The sequence below is a fragment of the Nocardia sp. NBC_00403 genome (genome assembly GCF_036046055.1).
Taxonomy (GTDB): domain Bacteria; phylum Actinomycetota; class Actinomycetes; order Mycobacteriales; family Mycobacteriaceae; genus Nocardia.
In genome coordinates, this window is record NZ_CP107939.1 from 7441388 (window position 1) to 7458034 (window position 16647).

At 67.5% G+C, this 16647-nt stretch carries 15 protein-coding genes; 8 read left to right on the top strand and 7 right to left on the bottom strand.

All coding sequences use genetic code 11. From position 1 onward, the window contains the following. Positions 1–44 precede the first annotated feature (44 nt). Together OHQ90_RS33360 and OHQ90_RS33365 are read right to left on the bottom strand one after the other, a co-directional pair. The gene (locus tag OHQ90_RS33360; protein ID WP_328404346.1) at positions 45–731 is read right to left on the bottom strand and encodes a response regulator transcription factor; all 687 of its coding nucleotides are present in this window, start codon (positions 729–731) and stop codon (positions 45–47) included. Next, complete coding sequence (locus OHQ90_RS33365) at positions 728–2053, bottom strand: sensor histidine kinase (RefSeq protein WP_328404348.1); 1326 nt, start codon at positions 2051–2053, stop codon at positions 728–730. Before OHQ90_RS33365 ends, OHQ90_RS33360 begins: the two co-directional genes overlap by 4 nt. A gap of 190 nt (positions 2054–2243) precedes the next feature. Between OHQ90_RS33365 and OHQ90_RS33370 the strand changes: the two genes are divergently transcribed. From OHQ90_RS33370 to OHQ90_RS33380, 3 genes are read left to right on the top strand one after another with little or no spacing between them, the layout of a single operon-like run. After that, positions 2244–2564, top strand: a complete 321-nt coding sequence (locus OHQ90_RS33370; protein WP_328404350.1) for a hypothetical protein — start codon at positions 2244–2246, stop codon at positions 2562–2564. Between the two features lie 40 nt (positions 2565–2604). Next, entirely contained in the window at positions 2605–3306 is a 702-nt protein-coding gene (locus tag OHQ90_RS33375; RefSeq protein WP_328404352.1) for an ABC transporter ATP-binding protein, read from the top strand. Then, entirely contained in the window at positions 3303–5795 is a 2493-nt protein-coding gene (locus tag OHQ90_RS33380; RefSeq protein ID WP_328404354.1) for an ABC transporter permease, read from the top strand. The genes OHQ90_RS33375 and OHQ90_RS33380 overlap by 4 nt, the downstream gene beginning before the upstream one ends. Positions 5796–5857: 62 nt before the next feature. Here the strand turns inward: OHQ90_RS33380 and OHQ90_RS33385 are convergent, their stop codons facing one another. Then, positions 5858–7774: a serine/threonine-protein kinase gene (locus OHQ90_RS33385; RefSeq protein WP_328404356.1), complete on the bottom strand. Its 1917-nt coding sequence runs from the start codon at positions 7772–7774 to the stop codon at positions 5858–5860. Positions 7775–8100: 326 nt separating this feature from the next. Here OHQ90_RS33385 and OHQ90_RS33390 point away from each other — a divergent pair, with 326 nt between their 5' ends. Continuing rightward, entirely contained in the window at positions 8101–8988 is an 888-nt protein-coding gene (locus OHQ90_RS33390) for a hypothetical protein (RefSeq protein WP_328404358.1), read from the top strand. A gap of 22 nt (positions 8989–9010) precedes the next feature. On the opposite strand, the gene OHQ90_RS33395 is transcribed toward OHQ90_RS33390, so the two are convergent. Both OHQ90_RS33395 and OHQ90_RS33400 read right to left on the bottom strand, forming a co-directional pair. Further along, on the bottom strand, positions 9011–9676 hold the full coding sequence (locus OHQ90_RS33395) for a response regulator transcription factor (RefSeq protein WP_328404360.1): 666 nt from the start codon (positions 9674–9676) through the stop codon (positions 9011–9013). Positions 9677–9723: 47 nt separating this feature from the next. Next, positions 9724–10953: a sensor histidine kinase gene (locus OHQ90_RS33400; protein ID WP_442941231.1), complete on the bottom strand. Its 1230-nt coding sequence runs from the start codon at positions 10951–10953 to the stop codon at positions 9724–9726. Positions 10954–11122: 169 nt separating this feature from the next. Between OHQ90_RS33400 and OHQ90_RS33405 the strand changes: the two genes are divergently transcribed. From OHQ90_RS33405 to OHQ90_RS33415, 3 genes are read left to right on the top strand one after another with little or no spacing between them, the layout of a single operon-like run. Next, the gene (locus OHQ90_RS33405; protein WP_328404362.1) at positions 11123–11950 is read left to right on the top strand and encodes a hypothetical protein; all 828 of its coding nucleotides are present in this window, start codon (positions 11123–11125) and stop codon (positions 11948–11950) included. Then, positions 11947–13479: an alpha/beta-hydrolase family protein gene (locus tag OHQ90_RS33410; RefSeq protein WP_328404364.1), complete on the top strand. Its 1533-nt coding sequence runs from the start codon at positions 11947–11949 to the stop codon at positions 13477–13479. Before OHQ90_RS33405 ends, OHQ90_RS33410 begins: the two co-directional genes overlap by 4 nt. Positions 13480–13526: 47 nt before the next feature. Continuing rightward, on the top strand, positions 13527–13973 hold the full coding sequence (locus tag OHQ90_RS33415) for an SRPBCC domain-containing protein (RefSeq protein WP_328404366.1): 447 nt from the start codon (positions 13527–13529) through the stop codon (positions 13971–13973). 73 nt (positions 13974–14046) lie between these two features. Here the strand turns inward: OHQ90_RS33415 and OHQ90_RS33420 are convergent, their stop codons facing one another. Continuing rightward, positions 14047–14634, bottom strand: coding sequence for a TetR/AcrR family transcriptional regulator (locus OHQ90_RS33420; RefSeq protein WP_328404368.1), 588 nt, complete (start codon positions 14632–14634; stop codon positions 14047–14049). A gap of 109 nt (positions 14635–14743) precedes the next feature. On the opposite strand from OHQ90_RS33420, the gene OHQ90_RS33425 reads away from it, so the two are divergent. After that, positions 14744–15589, top strand: a complete 846-nt coding sequence (locus OHQ90_RS33425; protein WP_328404370.1) for an SDR family NAD(P)-dependent oxidoreductase — start codon at positions 14744–14746, stop codon at positions 15587–15589. Between the two features lie 518 nt (positions 15590–16107). Here OHQ90_RS33425 and OHQ90_RS33430 read toward each other — a convergent pair. Continuing rightward, complete coding sequence (locus OHQ90_RS33430; protein ID WP_328404372.1) at positions 16108–16647, bottom strand: NUDIX hydrolase; 540 nt, start codon at positions 16645–16647, stop codon at positions 16108–16110.

The window sequence follows — 16647 nt, forward strand, 5'->3', positions numbered from 1 at the left end:
TCACGCACCGCCAATCACGTCGGTTCGCGACCGGGTTCTGCCCGTCAAACTGTGGATTCTCCTGGTGATACCACCCCGTGGTCAAACGCAAACACGATTGCGGCGGCCCGATCGCGCAGCTCGAGCTTGCCGAATATGTGTCCGACATGGCTTTTCACGGTGACTTCCGAGATGCCGAGTTCACGAGCGATCTCGGTGTTGACTCGGCCGCGGCCGATCAGTTCGAGCACTTCGTACTCGCGTACGGTCAGCTCCGCGAGCCGGGAGTCATGGGGGCGCACGGGGCGCACGGTGCGGTAGGCGGTGAGCACCCGGCCGGTGACCGCGGGGTCGAGCCAGGCTCCGCCCGCGGCCACTGTCCGCACCGCGCGGATCAGATCCTCGGCGGGCGAATCCTTGAGGATGAATCCGGCCGCCCCCGCGCGCAGCGCACCCGACAGCAACTGGTCGTCGTCGAAGGTGGTGAGCACGAGAACCGGCGGGGCGTCGTCTTTGGTACGCAGCATTCGCGTGGCATCGATGCCGCCGATGCGTTTCATGCGCAGGTCCATGAGAACAACGTCGGGGCGTCCGTTCACGAGTGCGGCAGGCACTTCGTCCCCGTCCGCGCATTCCGTGACGACGAAACCGTCCCGCCGGCGCAGGATTCGCCGCAGTCCACCGCGAACGAGTTCCTGATCATCGACGACCAGAACGGCGACCTCCTCATCGGCCGGTCCCAGTGAGCTCACGCGCCCTCCCGCGCCGAGGTCTGGCCGAGTAGCGAGCACCACGGCCCGGATCGTCCTGCCAGCGGGAACTGCGCGCGCACCGACCAGCCGTCGTCGAAGGGACCGGCAGTGATCCGGCCGCCGAGCAATTCGGCCCGCTGTGCCATACCGGACAGCCCCATCCCGTGTCCTCGATTCGACGGCAAGCCCCCGGGCAGTGTGTTGTTCACGACGAGGGTCACCGCGGCGGCGTCCACCGCGAGCCCTACCGTCACCGACGCGCCCGGCGCGTGTTTGACGACATTGGCCAGTGACTCCTGCCCGATCCGGTACAGCGCGAGCCCGACCGCCGCCGACACCGCGCCCAGGTCGGCGGTGCCGGTGTAGCGGACATCCAGTCCCGCGCGCACGAAATCACCGACCAGATCCTCGATGTCCTCGACGCCGGGTTCCGGAGCCTGCTTCGAGGGCGCTACGTCGAGCAGGCCGATGGTGCGCCGGATGTCGGCCATGGCCTGCCTGCCGAGCCGCTCCGCATCGACGAGCGCCTCGACCGCGTCGTCGACATCGCGATCGGTCTGCAGCGCGTGCCGCGCCGCGGTGAGATGCAGCAGCGTGATGCTCAGCGAGTGGGCGATCACATCGTGCACCTCGCGAGCGATCCTGCGACGCTCCTCGTCAGCGGCTCGAGCCGCCCGAATGTCCTGGAACTCACGTTCCTGGTACAGGAATCGGCGTTGGTACTGCATCATCACACCGACCAGCCAGCCCAGCGCGATCCCGAGGATGTACATCGGCAGGCCTTCCAGCCGCTCACCCGTCGGGCTCCACTGCAGATTTCCCGCCACGTCGAAGGCAAGCAGTTCCACCATCGCGACAACGCCGAAGAACACGCTGGCGCGCTTGGGTGCGATGGCGGCTATCTCGCCGACACTCACGATGAGAACGAACGGGGCGAAGTCCCCCGACACCGGCTGGATCAGGAACATTGCCGTCGCCGCCATCCCGGAGCATGCGACGATCCACGGCCACGGACGCACGCCGAATATGCAGAACAGCGGCGAGGCGATGAACATCACCAGCACGGCCAGCACCGGCACTGCCGTCGGGAAGTAGCTGTGCCGTTGCGCCGTCGCCGCGACGCCGACCAGAAACAGCGCCACATCGGCGCTGACGATCAAAGAGGGTGGGTAGTCGAACGGGAGTTCTTCGATATTCTGCCTGGCCACCGCGATGGGGTGGCGCGCGAACGCGACGGTGCGTGACCAGACGGTCCCGGTCTCCCGGAACGGAATCGCCGGTCCGCCCGCAGGCGAGATCATGGCGCGGGTCACATCCATCATCCCAGGCTAACCGCCCGATCGGCCCTGGTCATCGTCCCTGGAGCGGTCCGACCCTCCTACCACGGGCGGAGATCGATTCGGGTCCGTGGCACGAAGACAGCGCTTTTCGGCGTCCGTAGCGTGAACGGCATCCGCTCCGCGTTGCGTCATCCGCGGCCGGAGACGAACACATTCACGGAAGGCGAATGCCATGTCTTGGGAAGATCAGCACGCCCGAACCGACATCGTGCACACCGTGCTCACCCGCGCGGCCGTCGATCCGGACAGTCCAGACCTGTTCTCGGAAATCCCGGGGCTGGAACGGCTCTTCGGCGGCCCGGACGGCCTCTTGCTCGCACTCCGGTATCGGTGGAACCTACATCTCGACGCGAAAATGGAGCAGGCTCTGCTGGAGGGGAAGTCTGCTGTCGAGGTCTACCTCGAGCTCGCCTCGGAACAACCAGCGTTGCGGGCGGTGCTCGACGCGCACCATCGTCGCAGCAACCTGACGTCGCGGGCCATGGCGCGATAGACAACGAAAGAAAGCGGGGGACGCCATGTCGGATCACGCGATGTTGGAATTGTCGGACATTTCCAAGCACTACCGGGTGGGTGAACAGACCGTGCGCGCGCTCGACGGCGTCAGCCTGCGCATCGACCCGGGCGAATTCACCTCGATCATCGGACCGTCCGGCTCGGGCAAGAGCACACTGTTGCATCTGCTCGGCGCGCTGGACCGCCCCGATTCGGGGTCGATTCGCTTCCAGGGTGCGGAGATCGGCTCGCTGGAGGAGGAACGACAGTCCGAGTTCCGGCGCCATCGTGTCGGTTTCATCTTCCAGTTCTTCAACCTGCTTCCGACGCTCACCGCATGGGAGAACGTCGCGATTCCGAAGCTGTTGGACGGCACCGGATTACGCATGGCCAAGCCGCGCGCGCTGGAGCTGCTCGACCTGGTCGAGCTGGGCGACCGCGCCGCGCACCGCCCTGCCGAACTGTCCGGCGGTCAGATGCAGCGGGTCGCGGTGGCGCGAGCGTTGATCATGGACCCACCGCTGATTCTGGCCGACGAACCCACCGGCAATCTCGACTCGAAGACCGGTGCTTCGATCCTGAAACTGCTCGGCGATATCGCGGGCAACGGCAACTCGGTGGTGATGGTGACCCACGATATGGGTGCCATCGAGTATTGCGATCGGGTGATCACGTTGCGCGACGGTCGGATCGGCTCCAACGACAAGGTCGACCGCACACAGCGCACGGTTCGGGCATGATCCGGGCTGCGTGGGATCGGCTGCGGCTGTTCAATATCGGCGAGCTGCTCGCACATCGCGGCCGGACCCTCACGTCACTGACAGTGATGGCCGTATCAGCCGGCCTGCTCGTTGCGGTGTTCAGCATCTCCGGCTCGGTCACCGGTTCGGTGGATCGGCTCACCCGCAGCCTGGGCGGCAAGGCCGCGCTGGAGATCACCGGCGTTACCGACGCGGGCTTCGATCAGCAACTGCAACAACGGATCGCCACAACGCCGGGCGTCGAAAAGGCGGTGCCGATGGTGCGCGCCCAGATCGGCAGCGGCGCCGAACGCGCCCTGCTGATCGGCGCCGACGCGAGCATCGCCGCGCTCGGCAGCGAGCTGGCGGGCCCCATGAGCGCGCGGGCGGGCAAGCTGCTGAGCGTGCCCAACGGCGTGCTCGTCGGTGCCGCGATGGGCCGCATCGAGGGCGAGAAATTCGCACTCGGATCCGGAACCGTCACCGTCGCAGGCATTCTCGACGACAAAACATCCGAGCAGCTCAACGGCGGTCACATCGTCGCTGCCTCGCTGGGTGTGGCACAGCAGGTGACGGGGCGGACCGGGCGCCTGGACTCCATTCAGATCGTTCCCGCGCACGGCGCCGACCTCGCAACACTGCGCGCCGTGCTCACCGAGGTCGTCGACGGCCGCGCCGTTGTCGCCGAACCGAGTCTGCGCACGGCCCAGGCGGGCGGGGCGATCCAGCTGGTCCGGTATTCGACGCTGATGTCCTCGGCCGCCGCGCTGATCGTCTCGGCGTTCCTCATCTACAACGCGATGAGTATGGCCGTCGCACAACGCAGGCCGGTGTTGTCGCTGCTGCGCGCCATCGGCGGCGAACGCGCGCCCATGGTGCGCGATCTGCTCGCCGAGGCGGCGCTGCTCGGTCTGCTCGGCGGCGCGGTCGGGGCGGCGCTCGGTGTCGTCATGGGCCGCAACGCAATCGACCGGCTGCCCGCCGCAATCGTGCAGTCGGTGGAGGCGCGCACCGAATACCTGGTGCCGTGGTACGCGATTCCCGTCGCGATCGCCGCGTGTGTACTCGCCAGCGTCGCGGCCGCGGCCATCGCGGCACGTCAGGTGTACAAGGTCGAGCCGATCGAAGCCTTGGTCCCGGTCGGGGTGGCACGGACCGACAGGGTGAATCCGATGCTGTGGTGGGCGCACATCGTGGTCGGGCTCGGACTGACCGGCGCGGCGATCAGCGTCGCCGAGGCCGACCTCGGTCGGTTCTCGCTGGCCGCCATCTCCCTCTCGTTCGCCGCGGCCGTTGCGCTCTGCTTCGCCGCGACCGGTCCGATCGTGCGCGCGACCGCCGCGGTGGCCCGCCTGTTCGGTGCCCCCGGCGCCCTGGGGGCGACCACGCTGGAACGCACACCGCGACGCGTGTGGGCGACGGCCATGACGGTGATGATCGGAGTGGCCGCCACCGTCGCTATGGGCGGCGCGTCGCGCAATATGGTCGATTCGGCCACCGCCACTTTCGACGACCTGGGCAGCACCGACCTTTATGTGAGTCCGACCGCCATGGAGCAATTCCCCACCGGGCCGATGCTGCCGAGCGACCTGCGGGACAAGATCGCGGCGATCCCCGGTGTGTCCGCGGTGAACCCGGCGCAAATGGCGTTCGCCACCCTCGGCAGTGGTCGCGTGATGTTGCAGGGGTATCCCGCCGAGGTCGACGGTTCGGTGACCAGTGCGGTGGATCGAGATGTGGTGGCGCGCATGGCCGCGGGCGAGGGCGTGGTGATCTCCCGCGATGTCGCCAGATCACTCGGGGTGGACGCGGGCGCCGACGTCACGCTGCCGACACCGACGGGTGACCACACCACCACAGTGCTGCAGGTGATTCCGTACTTCTCCGCCATCGCCGGCGTGGTCGTGATGGATCTCGGGCAGATGCGTCAGTGGTACGAGCGACCGGGCGAGACGATCCTTGCGGTCACCCTGCAACCGGGCGTGGACCACAGCGCGGTGGCGGCCGCGATCCGGCAGGTGGCCCCGGCAGGCATGCACGTCGACACCGGCGCGGCCACAGTGACCGCTATCTCGTCGAGCGTGCGGCAGGGTGCGGCGATGAGCGCGGCCATTCTCTGGATCGTGGTGCTGGTCGCGACGGTGGCGCTGCTGAACACACTGATGCTCTCGGTGCTCGACCGCCGCCGCGAACTCGGCGTGCTGCGCGCCATGGGCACCAGCCGCAGGTTCCTGCTGCGCTCGGTGCTCGCCGAGGCCGTAGGCATCGGGTTGAGCGGCGCCGCACTAGGTTTCGCGGTCGGCGCGGCGGTACAGTTCCTGGCCACGGTTGCGATGGGGCATGCCATGACCATCGATATCCACTACGCGGAGAGCCCGATCCTGCTCGTCTACGGAACCGCCGCCCTGGCGCTCGCCCTGCTCGGCTCCATCCCCCCGGCGCTGCGCGCTGCCCGGATGCCGATCGTGGAGGCGCTGGCCGTCGACTGACTCCCATCGCGGAAGACAGCAGCCCGTCGTGCGGCCTGCGCAGGAACGATGGACTGCGGACGCTATAACGGCGCGGCGGCCCACCAGGTCAGCACGGCATCCTGGGCCGAAGGCGGCGCGGTCTGCGGGTCGCCCGAGGTGCCGTGATAGCTCACGTACAGCAGGTAATTCGAGCGAACGGGATCGGATTCGAAGCTGACCACCAGTTTTGCCGTGTGATAGAACTGCGCGAGTGGGCCGGGCGGATCCGGAACGATCCATAGATGCGCCGCCTGTCCCGCGTCGTTCTTGCGCGACGGCGTCGTGGTATTCGGCGGTAGCGCGGCCACGACTGCCTGCGCGGCAGCAGCAGACTCGTAGCCGAGGATCGTGTAGTTCATATGGTTGCTGTCGGCGATGTCACGGCTGCACTCCCACGCCACCACCCAGCGACTGGTTTGCAGCAGTTCATCTTTGAGCCGCACGCCGTCCGCGGGCTTGCGCGCCATACACTCCGCATCCTGGAATTCCGCGTCCCCGAACGCGCCCGTGCCCTGCGGCAACAGACTCGGAAACGCGCGGCGACTCGGCGCCGGCGGATCCGCGGGCAGGATGGCCGGGGTCGACACCGTCGTCGACGGCGCGGGCGACGCCGCGGAATCCTCGCCAGGATCCGAGTCGAAGGCCATGACCCCGAGGAACGCGACGACGGCGACCACCGCGACCACCACACCGAGTACAAGCCAGCCGATTGCGCCGGTGGAACGGCTCGGCGGCATCGGCTGTGGGCCACCATAATTCTGCCCGTTCGGCGGCGGATAACCGGGCGGTGCCGCACCGGGATGCGAGTTCCCCGGGTGCTGCGAAGCGACCTGCATCGGCTGGGCGACAACGGGATTGACGGGAGGCTGCGCCGGGTAGATCGAATGCTGCTGGGGCGCACCACCATATCCTGGCAATGCCGATGGCGCGGCCTGCGCGGGCACCTGCTGCGCGAATGCGGCCTGGTCGGCGGCAGCAACCTGTGCGGAAGGCACGTGCGGCGGCGCTCCGGGCGGCATCGCGGCGACCGGATTCGCGGGCGGCACAGCGAGCGCAGGCCCGGGATGTCCGGCAGGAGGATAGGCCGGGTTGACCTGAACCGTTGCCGCGGGCACCGCCGACGCGGGCGCGGTGAGCGCGCGGCGCGCGGCCGCGGCGAACTCGGTGCAGGTGGCGAAGCGATGCTCGGGACGCTTGGCCATGGCCATGGCGAGCACCCCGTCCAGAGCCGGGTTGAGGCCCTGCCGTTTGGTGGCCAGTGGTGGCGGGGCGTATTGCAGATGGCCGCGGATGATGTCGTTCGGGTCGGGCGAATCGAACGGTGCCATTCCGGTGAACAGCCAGTACAGTGCGCAGGCCAGCGAGTACTGGTCGGAGCGATGGTCGAGGTGCCCGCCGGTCATCTGTTCCGGTGACGCATAGGCCAGGGTCGCGGTGAACATGCCGACTTGGGTCAGGTGCGTGGAATCCTCACGCAACCGCGCGATGCCGAAATCGGTGAGGAACACCCGCTCGCCCTGCCCGCCGACCGAACGCGCCAACATGATGTTCGCCGGCTTCACGTCGCGGTGCAGCACGCCCATGCCGTGCGCGTAATCCAGTGCGCCCGCGACTCCCTCGATGATCTGCACCGCACGCTCGGGCGGCAGCGTCCGCGGATTCACCGTTGCCGCATCGATGCCGTCGATGTACTGCATGGAGATCCACAGCTGATCGTCCTCGGAGCCGCGGTCGTAGACGGCGACAATATTCGGGTGGTCCAAGTGCGCGGCCAGATCGGCCTCGCGTTCGAACCGCGCACGCAACTCGGCGTCGGTGAACAGCTCGCGGTTGAGCAGTTTCAACGCCGTCTGTCGAGACAGCCGAGGATGGCGCGCCAGGTACACCGACCCCATGCCGCCCTGCCCGAGCAGACGCTCGATGGTGAACCCGGCAAACACCTCACCGCTGTTCAGCAACGCGACCCCCTTCGAGGTGATAACAGCACCGTCAGCCTAGTAGTCACAGCCGGACTTCGGTCCGTCCGCAACCCGCGCCGGGCCGGGCCGAGCCCAGCCAGCCGTCCGGCGGGTAGCCCTCTGGCCACGACGTTTCGAATTCTCCGCGAAAATCGGCAAAACTATCCATGAGGCATCATCATCGCGTCACCGTCCAACGGCGCGGTGATGATCTCCGCTGTTCGGTCACCGACCGAACGGGTATTCAGGTAGCACAGGTAAGTTTTGCACCGCCGATGGACAACGGTCACGTGTTGTGGTGGTGGGGAGGACACGGTGGTGAGGTCTTGAGAACAGTTCGTGCGTGTCAGGCGGTATTGCACTGTGCTGCCCTCGTCACGCTGCTCGCGCTGACCTCCTGTGTCCTGTTGCCGGACAAGCACGAGCCCGCGGCCGCGCCGACGATCACCGTCGACACCGCTGGATCGTGGCATCCAGATTTGTCGGTCACGCTGCCCGACTCGCTCGCCGCGGATTTCACCCAGCTGCAACCCCATCTGCCCGGCCAGGTCGGGATGGCGGTCATCCCGGTCGGCGGTGGCCGGATGACTATCTTCGGCGACTGGACCAGCGGCATCGCGTGGTCGACCATCAAGGTTCCGCTGGCGATAGCTGCTCTGCGTCGCGACCCCGAAGGCGCGGCGGAGAACGCCGAGGCCGCGATCACTGTTTCGGATAACGGTGCGGCCGAGGCACTCTGGGAGTCGCTCGGCGATGGCCTCGAGGCGGCCCAGGCCGTCCAGGACATTCTCGACGAGGCGGGCGATGCTGTGACCGGCGTGCCCGGACCCCGAACCCGGCTGGACTACAACTCGTTCGGGGCGACCGAGTGGACGCTGGCCAATCAGGCCAGGTTCGCATCGCGGCTGCCGTGCCTTGCACAGGCTGCCACTGTGACCGAGCTGATGGAACAGATCACACCAGACCAGCGCTGGGGCCTCGGCTCGATCGCGGGCGCCGAATTCAAAGGCGGTTGGGGTCCGGACGACGACACCGGCGTCTATCTCGCTCGCCAATTCGGCGTGGTGCCGACCAAGTCCGGCAGCGTCGCCATCGCTCTTGCCGCACAAGCTGATTCGGGCCTGTTCGAGGACGCTACCGGCCTGCTCGACCGGATGGCCCAGCTGATCGAGCGCCACCTCGACGAGTTGCGCGGGGGTAAGTGCCCGCACTGACCGGCGCCGAGCACCGTGCCGGTCAGCCCGGCGTGACAAGTCCTGATTCGTAGGCCAGTACGACCGCCTGCGCGCGGTCGCGCAGGTCGAGTTTCGAGAAGACCTTGGAGACATGGGTTTTCACGGTCTGCTCGGCGACGAACAGGGATTCCGCGATTTCGATGTTGGACATGCCTTTTGCGATGAGTTCGAGCACCTCGCGCTCGCGCGGAGTCAGGGAGCCCAGCGCCGGAGTGGGTTTGGTGCGGGTCGCGGTGCGGCGTCGGGTGACATCCGCGATGAGCCGCCTGGTCACGGTGGGCGCCAAAAGCGCTTGGCCGTCGGCGACGACCCGGACCGCACGCACCAATTCCTCGGCGGGCGCATCCTTGAGCAAGAATCCACTCGCGCCGAGACTGAGCGCCTCGTAGACGTAGTCGTCGATGTCGAAGGTGGTGAGCATCAGCACCCGCACCGGCGGATCGAATCCGGCCGCGAGGATGGCGCGCGCGGCATCCAAGCCGTTCATCTCGGGCATCCGCACATCCATCAGCACCACATCCGGGCGCAGCCGTTTGGCCTCGGCGACTGCGACTTTCCCGTCCGGCGCGTCACCGACCACGCTGATATCGGGTTGCGCGGCGAGCAGCGCACCGAAGCCCTGGCGCACCATCGCCTGATCGTCGGCGATCAAAACCGTTATTGCCACCCGCCCACCCTAATCGGCAACCGCCTCGACCCCACTCTGGGCAACCGTCAGCGGTCGGCGATCATCGAATCGAGCGCGACAGCTGGATCCAGCGGCAGGTCGACGGCGGGACCGAGCGGCAGGCGGGCCCGCACCTCGAAGCCTCCGTCGGAGCGCGCGCCCGCGGTCACCTCGCCGCCCGCGGCGAGCGCGCGAGCGCGCATCCCCGCGATACCGTGGCCGCCGTTGTCGCCCTGCTTGGCGGGCACCGCACCTGGTGCGTTGCCGACGCTCAGATGCACATCGACACCACAGCTGATCATCACCTGGACCGGGGCGCCGGGGGCGTGCCGCGACGCGTTCGACAGCGACTCCTGCACGATGCGGTACAGCGCGAGCCCGGTGGTTTCCGGTACCGCGTCCAGCGGCCCATCGATCGTCCAGTCGAGGTGCACGCCCGCCCGGCGGGCACCCTCGAACAGACCGATCACGTCCGCGGCCTTCGGCTGCGGCGCATGCTCGGGCAACTGACCATCGCTGCGCAGCACACCGAGCATGCCGCGAATCTCGTTCAACGCCTCCCGCGCGGTGGCGCCGATGGATTCGAATTCCGCGCGGGCGGCCGGCGTCACGCCCACCACCCGGTACGGCGCCGTCTGCGCCTGCACCACCACCAGCGACATGTGGTGAGCCACCACATCGTGCAGGTCACGGGCGATGCGGGCCTTCTCCTCGAGGATGGTGCGCCTGGCCCGCTCCAGCTCGTTCTCCTCCTCCTTGCGCAACAACTGCTCACGCGACTGCACCAGCCAGCGCATCATCAACGCGAGCAGCACGACCGCTGCCAAGGCGATCGGCCAGCCCCAGGCCGAGCCGGCGAGGTCGCCGCCGCCGTCGGCCATGGTGGTGGCGAGCAGCAGGGAGGTCGCGGCCCACGCGACGGCGATGACCGGGACCGCCGCCCGCAGCGCCACCCCGAACAGCAACGCGAACAGGCACAGGATGTGCACTACTTGGATCGGGATCTCATTGTTGGACTGATGCGGGATCGCCAGCGCGATGACCAGCGCAGACCCCGCCGAGATCGCCCAGCCCAGCGCGGGATTGATGCGGATGAGCAGGATCGGGAACGCGGCGAGTGCGGCGATGAACGGCTGCACCGGCACCGGCACCGCGTGTGTGAGATGCAGGGTCGGCCACGCCACCGAGTAAAAGACGATCGCGACCAGCACGGTGAACGCGTCGAACCACATCCGAGCGTTCATCGACCTGGTCCAGGCACCGCGTTTCTGCTTCATGACTACGACAGTAGAAACCCGACAGCATCGTGGTCCTCATACCCACGGGTGAATTCGCCACCGGTACCCGAGGGGGAGGCGCAAGTTCCGCTCCCCCGACGGCACGGGCCGAGAAACCGCACCTCGGCGTGAGGTGCGCGGGCGCGTCCGATTCATAGCGTCTTGGATCATGAGCACACCGACCACCGCACGGCAGGCCGGCACCGAGTCAGCGGCCACCGACGCACGCCCCCGTTCCGCTCGTTACCGAAGGGGCGCGGCGCTGACGGCCGCGGCGCTGACCACCATGGCGGCCACCGTTGTCCTTGCACCCGCAACCCACGCCGCGGTGACTCGGCCTCCGGTGGAGAACGTCGCGGTAGGTGCGGCGGTGTCCATCCTGACCGCGGGCGGCCCCGACGCCGTCACCACCATCCCCGACGATTTCGCCGCACGCTTCGGTTACCGACCCAGCCTCGTCGACGGTCTGCTCGCGAAACCGGGTGGCGAATGCTCATCGCCGGTCACCCTGCCCGTCGAGTTCGACACCGCATGCAAAGCTCATGATCTCGGCTACGACCTGCTGCGCTACGCCGATCAGCGCGGTGAACCACTCGGCCAGTGGGCCAGGCAGGCTCTCGACAGCACCCTCGGCCTGCACATGCACGAGGCCTGCGATACCCGCAGCGACCACTTCTCCCGTGCCCGCTGCAATGCCATGGCCACGATCGCGTCGACGTTCGTCGACATCAACTCCCGCCGACAGGGCTACGCCGCGCCGGTCGCCGAATCACTGTGGAGCACAGTGGATTCCCAGACCAACCGCAGTTTCAGCGGGTGGCTTGCCACGCTCATCGGCGGTGGTGTGCTCGGTCTCGCCGCCGCGGTAGCCGCTCTCGCCGGCGGCACTCCGTCCCTGCGGCGACCGACCAGGGCCACCGGCGGCGGCCACAAGCCCGTCCGGCCGATTCGCACCGTATCGGTGAATCAGACCGCTGCACTGGGCGTTCCGCGATGACGAACTCGACTGTGACGCCGCCGCCCACCGCTACAGCGGTCGAAACTGCGCACGGCACCGTGACACCGGACATACACCACACCGCAACACTGTTGGGCGCACCAACCCGAAAGCCGTTGGACAGCAACCCGTCCGGTACACCGATGCCGTACGCGCGGATCGGTCGCCAGAAGGCCATGGCCAACGGCAGGGTGCCGCGCACGCTTCGGCCGCGGATCGGCACAACACTCGCCGTCGGGGCCGGGGCGCTCATGTCGCTGGCTCCGGGACTGCTGCCGCGCACGCCGGGAGCGCAGGCCGCGCTGACCGGACTTTTCGTCGCCCTCACCCTCGGCGTCGCGGGTTCGGTCCGATTCCTGTCGGCCCGCTGGAACTTCGATATCAATCGACCACTCGCACGGTTTCGTCTGCCGCTGCTCGGACTGACGCTGGTCGCGATCGTCGCTGCCGCCGTGCAGGCGGGCCACTGGCAGAACCGGCTGCGCGCGGCGATGGGAACAGTGCCGATCGGGTCGGACTATTGGTTGCGCTGTGCGGTCGGGGCCGCACTGATCGTCGGAGGGTGTGCCGCAACCGCCCGGACCGTGGGGTGGGTCGTGCGCAAGCTGGGGTGGTCGCGCAGTGTTGCGGTGACCGCAGTCGCGGCGTGTGCGCTGTACCTGTTCGGTGTTCCCGCCGTGGTGGATTGGCGCCGCGATGCCTATGCCACCGCCAATGCGACGATCGATCCCACTCTGGTGCAGCCGGTTTCGTTTCTACGGTCCGGCAGCGCCGAGTCGGCGGTCAGCTGGCCGTCGCTCGGGGCCGAGGGGCGCAAGTTCGTCAGCGGGTCGCCCGCCGGTCCGGTCCGCGTCTATGTCGGCCTGGATTCCGCGCCGGACCGCGATTCACGGGTGGCCCTTGCGATTCGGGAACTGGAGCGCTCGGGCGCCTTCGAACGGTCGAATATCGTCGTCGCGGTGCCGACCGGGTCGGGCTGGATCGACTCGAACGCGGTGTCCGGTTTCTATCAACGCTTCGGCGGCGATGTCGCGCTGGTCGGCATGCAGTACTCCTACGCGCCGAGCTGGGCGACCTTCCTGTTCGGTCGCGACGAAGCGGTGGCCTACGCGCGTGCGCTGTTCACTGCTGTCGAGAACCGTATTCGCACGATGGACCGCAAGCCCGGGCTCTATGTCTACGGTCAGAGCCTCGGCGCCCTCGGTGGCAGTTCGGTCTTCACCGACGACGCCGATCAGGACCGCCGGACCTGCGCGGCACTTTGGGCGGGCCCGCCCGCGGGTCAGGTGCACCGCGCCGGCGCGACGGTGCTGGCCAACAGCTCCGACCCGGTGGTCCATTGGTCACCGTCGCTGCTGTGGCGCGCCCCCGACCTCACCGGGGTTCGGGTGGATGCCCCGGTCCCGCAATGGCTCCCGGTGGTCAGCTTCCTGCAGACCAGCGCCGATTTGCTCGCCGCACTGGATGCCCCGCCCGGCCACGGCCACCGCTACGGCACCGACCAGGGCACCGCCCTCGGCAGCTGCTGACGACACCGATGCTTGCCCACAGCTGAAACATGTTCTAGTTTTCCCTCATGGCCTTTGTCATCGACGCCTCCGTCGACATCGACGCACCCGTCGACCTGGTGTGGGAGGTGATTACCGATCTCGCCCGCTATGGCGAGTGGAATCCCTTCGTCCCCGAATGCCGCAGCACCCTCGTTCCCGGCGAACCGATCGACATGCTCGTGCAGGTGTCCGGCGCGAAGCCGAGGCGCCAGCGCGAATGGATCCGCTCACACACCCCCGGCCGCGAACTCAGCTACTCGATGAAGCCGGTGCCGCTGGGCACCCTGCACAGCCTACGGTCCCACACCGTCACCGCGTTGGACGGCGATCGCACCCGGTACGAATCCCACTTCGAACTCGCGGGCTGGCTCCAGCCCGTGGTGAGCGCGGTCCTCGGGAAGAACCTCGAGCGTGGCTTCACCGGCATGACCGAGGGCATCCGCAAGCAGGCCGAATCGCTGCGCACCCCCTGACAGGCGACGGTCGGGCGCATTCGCCTCGTTGCTCGTCCGGTCCACCCCGAGTTTCCCGCTGCCGACCCGGAATTCAGGCGCTGAGGTGCCCTAGTGCGGCCTCGAGCGTCGCGTCGGCGTATGCCTCGGTCAGTCCGGGAAGACCGACCGACCAACGACTTTGGATCGGACCGAGCAAGAGGTCGACGGCGAAGTCGAGGTCGACATCGGCGCGTAGCTGACCGGCCCGCACACCCGAGGCAAGCCGCTGCGCGATGGCGGCACGCTGGGGAAGCAGCAGCCGCTCCCGATAGGCCGCGCCGAGTTCCGGGTCCTGCTGGATCTCGATGTACATCGCGCGCAGGAACGCCTCGAACCCAGGATCGGTGAGCTCGATGATCGCGCCGCGCACCAGCTCGCGCAGATCGGCGCGAATGTCACCGGTGTCGGGGAGCACGAGACCGTCCGGGCCGGTATAGAGCTCGAGCATGGCATCGAAAACGACGGCACCCTTCGAGGGCCACCAGCGGTAGATGGTCTGCTTGCCGACCCCGGCGCGGGCCGCGATTGCCTCGACCGTCAGCTTCCCGTAGGGCAGCTCGCGAATGAGTTCGGTGGCAGCGGCGAGGATCGCGGCGTGGGCGCGTTCGCTGCGCCGGGCGGCGCTGGGGGTGTCGACCATGCCCGAACTGTAACAGAAACGAGACGAGCCGTCTCGTCTTGACAAGGTCGGATTCGCTTGACATTGTCTTCAACGAGACGGAGCGTCTCGCGACGAAAGGATCGACACAGTGACCAGAACCTGGTTCATCACCGGCGCCAACCGCGGACTCGGCCGGGCCTTCACCGTCGCCGCCCTCGGCCGCGGTGACCACGTTGTCGCGACCGCTCGCGATCCGAAGTCCATGGCCGACCTCGCCGACGACCGATTGACCGTGCTGCCCCTGGATGTTCGCGACCGCGATCGGGTAATCGCCACCGTGAACCGGGCATTCGAGGTGAGCGGCACCATCGACGTGATCGTGAACAACGCGGGCTATGGCCTCGTCGGCGCCATCGAAGAACTGACAGAGGCCGAGATCCGCGACCAAATGGACACCAACTTCTATGGCGCCCTCTGGGTTTCACAGGCCGCCGTACCACACCTGCGCGAGCAGAAGTCGGGGCACATCGTGCAGATCTCGACGGTCGGCGCGGTCGGCAGCCTGCCGCTGTTCGGGATGTACAACGCGAGCAAATGGGCGCTGGAAGGATTCAGCGCCGCGCTCGCGGACGAGCTGCGGCCACTGGGGATTTCCGTCACCCTCGCGCAGCTGGGCGGCTTCGATACCGACTGGGCGAAGTCGAGCATGAAGTTCGGCTCCGGGCTGCCCGCCTACGAAGGGCTCCGCACGGCCATCCTCGGCATGCCGGACTACCCGGACCCGAGCGCACCGCCGCCGCCGGCCGACGTCGAATCGGAGTGGGTCGAGGCGGCACCCGAAGTGGCCGCAGCAGGACTGCTCGAGCTCGTGGACCTGCCGAACCCGCCGGTGCGCAAGGTAATCGGACCAGGCGCCCACCAGATGGTGGCCATGGCACTGGACCAGCGCCGCCAGGACTATCTCACCGACCCCGAATTCACCTGGCCCGCATGAAAATGGGCGGTCACCCGGGCCCTGAAGGGCTCGGGCGACCGCACCATTTCGTTCGAACTAGCTGATCGGTCCGCGAGCGGGACGCGACCCCGGCTGCCTATTGATCCTGGGCAACCAGGGCTGCGTCTGTTCTCGGACGTCGGTCACGAATGCTCGCCGATCGACTGTCGGAACTCGTCCGAGTGTGGTCCGGACAGTTCGAACGTGACTGTGGCAGGTTCGGCAGGACCGTGAGTGCCGCGCACAGGTCCGGGGACGATGGACCGCGCCAGTTCCCGAAGCTCCCCGAGAATCAGTGCACCGAGTTCGCGTTGCTCCCAATGATCTGTATTTGCTGGCTTCTCCCCTCGCCCACGACGATCCTCATGAAGCAGCGCGCGTCGGCACTGAGGCGCTCGATATCATCAGCGGGCTGAAGTCGCACCGAACCCACACCTATCTCCGCGAGGTGCGCCACAGACTTGCTGCGTACACCGCGCTGCCCGACATCGACCACTTCTGGCGACAGGTACTCGCAATCACCATGCGGACAGACTGAGCGCCCGGTATAGCGCGACAACTGTTGCAGCACCGACAATTTCGCCACGATCGATCATCGCGACCGCTTCCTCCAGGGGAATCCACCGTACGTCTTCAGCTTCGTTGATGTCCGGCGGCGTATCGGTCAGATCCGCGCCCCGCGCAAGATAGATCTCTTGTGGCTGGTCCATGGTTCCGATGGATGGCTGAAAGCTGACCAGGTGCTCCATGGTTTTCGGCCGCCAGCCGGTCTCTTCCTCGACCTCACGCGCCGCCGCGACGGCTACGTCCTCGGCGTGGTCGACGTAGCCGCCGGGCAGCTCCCAAACCCATCGATCGATGATGAATCGGTGCCGGTACATCAGCAAGGCTTCACGTTTGTCGTTGAGTACCAACGTCATTGCGCAACGCGGCATCCGTACGACGTACTGCGTGAACTTCACTCCGTCGGGTAGCTCGATGTCGACGGTAGAGAGCTTGATGTGTCGGTTTTCGTCCACGACGTTCTCACCATGGATCGTCCACTGGGTGCGACTCAC

Excerpts from the sequence above, each read along its gene's own strand:
- OHQ90_RS33375 (WP_328404352.1), top strand. The coding sequence starts at position 2,605 with ATGTTGGAATTGTCGGACATTTCCAAGCACTACCGGGTGGGTGAACAG.
- OHQ90_RS33400 (WP_442941231.1), bottom strand. The coding sequence starts at position 10,953 with ATGAAGCAGAAACGCGGTGCCTGGACCAGGTCGATGAACGCTCGGATG.
- OHQ90_RS33370 (WP_328404350.1), top strand. The coding sequence starts at position 2,244 with ATGTCTTGGGAAGATCAGCACGCCCGAACCGACATCGTGCACACCGTG.
- OHQ90_RS33415 (WP_328404366.1), top strand. The coding sequence starts at position 13,527 with ATGGCCTTTGTCATCGACGCCTCCGTCGACATCGACGCACCCGTCGAC.
- OHQ90_RS33380 (WP_328404354.1), top strand. The coding sequence starts at position 3,303 with ATGATCCGGGCTGCGTGGGATCGGCTGCGGCTGTTCAATATCGGCGAG.
- OHQ90_RS33365 (WP_328404348.1), bottom strand. The coding sequence starts at position 2,053 with ATGATGGATGTGACCCGCGCCATGATCTCGCCTGCGGGCGGACCGGCG.
- OHQ90_RS33405 (WP_328404362.1), top strand. The coding sequence starts at position 11,123 with ATGAGCACACCGACCACCGCACGGCAGGCCGGCACCGAGTCAGCGGCC.
- OHQ90_RS33410 (WP_328404364.1), top strand. The coding sequence starts at position 11,947 with ATGACGAACTCGACTGTGACGCCGCCGCCCACCGCTACAGCGGTCGAA.
- OHQ90_RS33420 (WP_328404368.1), bottom strand. The coding sequence starts at position 14,634 with ATGGTCGACACCCCCAGCGCCGCCCGGCGCAGCGAACGCGCCCACGCC.